Source organism: Occallatibacter sp. (assembly GCF_049802275.1).
In the GTDB taxonomy this organism is placed as follows: domain Bacteria; phylum Acidobacteriota; class Terriglobia; order Terriglobales; family Acidobacteriaceae; genus Telmatobacter.
In genome coordinates, this window is sequence record NZ_JBARMD010000246.1 from 1 (window position 1) to 4,074 (window position 4,074).

A 4,074-nucleotide genomic window follows, 5' to 3' on the forward strand; every position below is an offset into this window, starting at 1 on the left:
GTCCCGCTCATGAACACCTTGCCCATCAGGTCGACCACGGCGAACTCGACGCCGCTCTCTGTCACGCCCTCGAATACGCCATATCCCGGCAAACCCGGTTGCATATTCGCAGGCCGCAGCACGCGACGCGCACGCTCCTGGCTCTCTGCAGGAACAGATTTCAGATAATCCAGAAGCTCGCGCTTGTCCCATACGTGATTGCCGGTGGTGAGCACGTCAGCGCCCAGGTCAAATAGCTCTTCGGCAATCTGCGGCGTTACTCCGAATCCGCCCGCAGCATTCTCCGCATTGATCACCACAAGCTCGACATCATGCGCCTCGCGCACATGCCCGATATGCTCGCGCACAATCCTGCGGCCCGCGCTGCCGAAAATGTCGCCGACAAATAAGATCTTCAAAAACAGCTCCTAGCTTCTAGCTGCTAGCCACTAGCTTGTTCTTCCGATGGACAGCAAGACAACGAGAATTCGAAACACCGACACATCAATCGCCGACCCCCTATGCTAGAAGCTAGGAGCTAGTAGCTGGAGGCTGCTTCTCCTGATCCCTATCTCTCATCAGCGGGAACAGGATCACATCGCGAATCGACTTTGAGCCGGTTAGAAGCATCGTCAACCGATCGACTCCAACACCCTCGCCGCCAGTCGGAGGGAGGCCGTACGCAAGGGCGCGCACGTAGTCCTCGTCCATCTGGTGCGCTTCGTCGTCGCCGCGATCGCGTTCCGCGAGTTGCTGTTCGAATCGCTTGTGCTGCTCGACAGGGTCGTTCAATTCGCTGAATGCGTTGCCAAGCTCAAACCCGCCCGCGAAGAATTCAAAGCGCTCCACGTGCTCCGGATCGTCCGGCTTGGCCTTTGAAAGCGGCGAAACCACCGTGGGGTAATCGTAGATAATTGTCGGCTGAATCAGGAACGGCTCAACCACCGCCTCAAACAGGTTGTAAATCAACTTGCCCAGCGGCGCACCCTTCATCGAGTCGTAGTAGACCGCGCTCATCGCCGTTCGGATCGTCTTCAATTCTGACAATCTCTCTGCTGTCGGCTGTTGGGGACCCTGTGCTTCCACCGTCTCAAGGGAATCAATGGCCGCACGAATGCGAGCCTGCAATACCTCCGCTGATTGAAACGCGGTTAGCGCGGGCTTGGCTCCTGCCTCTTCCGGCCAATATTCACGGATCGCTTCACGCATCGTCAGCCGCGTCCACTTGCCCAGGTCGATCGTGTTGCCGTCGAATTCAGTGATGGTAGTCCCGTTTACCTCGCGCGCGACATATGCGACGAGGTCCTCGGTCAGCTGCATCATGTCCTGGTAGTTCGCATACGCCTGGTAGAACTCCAGCATCGTGAACTCGGGATTGTGTTGCGTACTCACACCCTCATTGCGGAAGTTGCGGTTGATCTCGTAGACGCGATCGAGGCCGCCCACCACCAGCCGCTTCAAATACAGTTCCGGCGCGATGCGCAGAAAAAGATCCATATCCAGCGCGTTGTGATGCGTCGTGAACGGCCGCGCATTTGCTCCGCCGGCAATGGTCTGCATCATCGGCGTTTCCACTTCCAGATAATCGCGCTCGTCAAAGAAGCGCCGCATCGCCCGCAGCACTTTGGCCCGCTTCACGAATACTTCGCGCGCATCGAGGTTGGCGAACAGGTCCACATACCGCTGCCGGTAGCGCAACTCCACGTCGGCCAGTCCGTGAAACTTCTCTGGGAGCGCCAGCATCGCCTTCGCAAGAAACGTCAGCCGCTCCACGTGAACGCTCAGCTCCCCCGTCCGGGTCCGGAACAGGTAGCCACTCACTCCCACGTGATCGCCAAGGTCCAGCAGCTTGTAAAGCGCCCAGCCCTGCTCGCCCACGGCATCCATCCGCACATAAATCTGCAGCCGCTCTCCGCCCTGCTGCAGCGTCGCGAAACCCGCCTTCCCCATGACGCGGATAGCCATGATCCGGCCGGCGATGGCCACGGTCGCGCGCTCGGCTTCCAGCGTCTCTGCCGTCGTCTCGCCCCATTTCGCGCGAATCTGCGGAATGGTATGCGAGGAAGGGAACTGGTTGGGATACGCTGCTTGCCCCAACTTCTCAATCTCCGCCAGCTTGCCCCTGCGCAACTCAAAGAGATTGCGCTCAAATTCCGAATCAAACACGGTATTTACCTTCGTCAGAATCAATGAGTTCTAGTCGTCAGTATAGCGTTCGCAACTTCGCATCTCTGGTGCCCTATCGTGTATAACCACGAAGGATGCCGTTCCACCGTCCACTTCCGGATTCCCATTCGCGCTCAAAGATGTCCAGCGGCGTCGAGGCAATCGTTCAAGCTGAGAAACTTCTGCAGATTGCGCTTATGCTTCCCTGTGCCGCGGGGGTTGGCTGGCTTATCGGCGCATGGGCCGACAAGCACTTTCATCAGTCGTGGATCGCCATTGCCGGCATCGTCTTCGGAGCCATCTCGGGACTTGTTTTCGTCATTCGCATGGCGCTCGCGGCCGAGCGTAGCACCCGAAATGAAACCACCGCCCAAAAAGGATCTGGTGAGAGATCCGGCAACTCTCAAAAATGACTACAGAAATGAAACAAGAAACCCACCCGTTGCTTGAGTTATCCAATGATGCTGCTGAAGTGATGCTTCAAAAGGCTATGCGCAACTCGCTCATAATAGGCGTGATTGCTTCCGTCATTCTTCTTGTCTCATCCGGCTGGCGCAATGCCGCAATGTTGATGACCGGAGCCCTGATTTCGGCCGCCAGCATCTTCGAGTGGCAGCGGCTTGCACGAGTTATTCGCGCCAAACTCGAAGATGAAAAGACGCCCCGCAGCGCGACCGCCGTGGTCGTTTTCTTTGTGATCCGGCTCATCCTCTATGCAGGGGCCATCTATGTTAGCCTAAAGTGTTTCCAGGGATCGGCAGTGGCACTGCTCTGTGGCTTGGGATTAGCAGCTCTCACCATCATGTGGCAGGCTCTCCGACTCCTTCTGGATTGAGGCTTTTAGCCTCATCGCTCTATAAACAACAAGGAAACGGAAAGACCACGTCTTCATGCCTGAACCTTATGCTTTGACCCGCCTGCTCAATACCCTCTTCGGCGGAATCATCACTTCCATCATGCAGATGATGGGCATTCATCCGGCGAACCCTGGTGCGCCCATCAATAACACTTTCACGGTGGAGTTGCTTGTTACCGCGGGGCTGATTGCGTTCTTCATCCTGGTACGGCTCACGCTCTCTCCCGACAAGCCCGGCCCCGCACAGCACGTTGCTGAGTTGATCTCGGAATTTACCGGCAATCTCGGTGAGCAGGTCATCGGACACGGCTACGAAAAGTATCAGGCGTACGTCACCTGCATCTTCCTGTTTGTCCTATGTAATAACCTCGTCGGCCTGATCCCCGGGGTTCCTGCGCCCACCACCTCGCCGAGCGTGCCGCTTGGCCTAGCGCTGCCCACGTTTCTCTACTACAACTACCAGGGTTTTCGCGCTCATGGCGCTGGTTACCTGAAACAATTCGCCGGGCCAATCTGGTGGATGGCGTGGCTGTTGATTCCGATCGAGCTTGTCTCCCATTTCGCCCGCATCATGTCGCTGACCATTCGTCTCTACGCCAACATGTATGCCAGCGACATGCTCACCCTCGGCTTCTTCTCGCTGATCCCAATCGGCGTTCCATCCATCTTCCTTGGACTGCACGTTTTCGTTTCGTGCATCCAGGCATTCATCTTCATGCTGCTGTCGATGATTTACCTGTCGCTGGCAGTCTCGCACGATGCGCACTAGCGTTTCGTGCTAACCATCTCGTCCGAAACGAGAAAAGATTCCGCCGGAGAGTGCTCCCGCTCCGGACCAACGGCAGGCCGCAAGTGTGAGGGGACCAGCTCGGTGAGTCTCAACCACCCACTGGCGGCCAAATTCAAGGGAAGCAGGAGAACTATGCAGAAGTTTCAATATGTGTTCATGGCACTGGCCGTGCTCTGCTTCGCCATTCCGGCGTTTGCTGACGGCGGCTCGGCTGCTATCAACCTGGTGCCAATCGGCGCTGGTGTCGGCATGGCCCTCGCGGCCGGCCTCTGCGGTCTCGGCC

The 4,074-nt window shown here is 57.4% G+C and carries 5 protein-coding genes; 3 read left to right on the forward strand and 2 right to left on the reverse strand.

Going from position 1 to position 4,074, the window contains the following annotated elements; all coding sequences use genetic code 11:
• A partial coding sequence (locus WA354_RS08525) for a YmdB family metallophosphoesterase (RefSeq protein WP_472812579.1) occupies positions 1-398 on the reverse strand: 398 nt, incomplete at its 3' end.
• Between the two features lie 112 nt (positions 399-510).
• Complete coding sequence (locus WA354_RS08530; protein ID WP_472812580.1) at positions 511-2,145, reverse strand: lysine--tRNA ligase; 1,635 nt, start codon at positions 2,143-2,145, stop codon at positions 511-513.
• 140 nt (positions 2,146-2,285) lie between these two features.
• On the opposite strand from WA354_RS08530, the gene WA354_RS08535 reads away from it, so the two are divergent.
• The 3 genes from WA354_RS08535 to atpB are packed head-to-tail and all read left to right on the forward strand — an operon-like array spanning position 2,286 to position 3,770.
• A complete protein-coding gene (locus WA354_RS08535; RefSeq protein WP_472812581.1) occupies positions 2,286-2,558 on the forward strand; it encodes an AtpZ/AtpI family protein in 273 nt (90 codons plus the stop codon).
• An 8-nt stretch (positions 2,559-2,566) separates the two neighbouring features.
• A complete protein-coding gene (locus tag WA354_RS08540; RefSeq protein ID WP_472812582.1) occupies positions 2,567-2,980 on the forward strand; it encodes an ATP synthase subunit I in 414 nt (137 codons plus the stop codon).
• Between the two features lie 55 nt (positions 2,981-3,035).
• The gene (atpB, locus tag WA354_RS08545; protein WP_472812583.1) at positions 3,036-3,770 is read left to right on the forward strand and encodes a F0F1 ATP synthase subunit A; all 735 of its coding nucleotides are present in this window, start codon (positions 3,036-3,038) and stop codon (positions 3,768-3,770) included.
• The last annotated feature ends 304 nt before the right edge of the window (positions 3,771-4,074 follow it).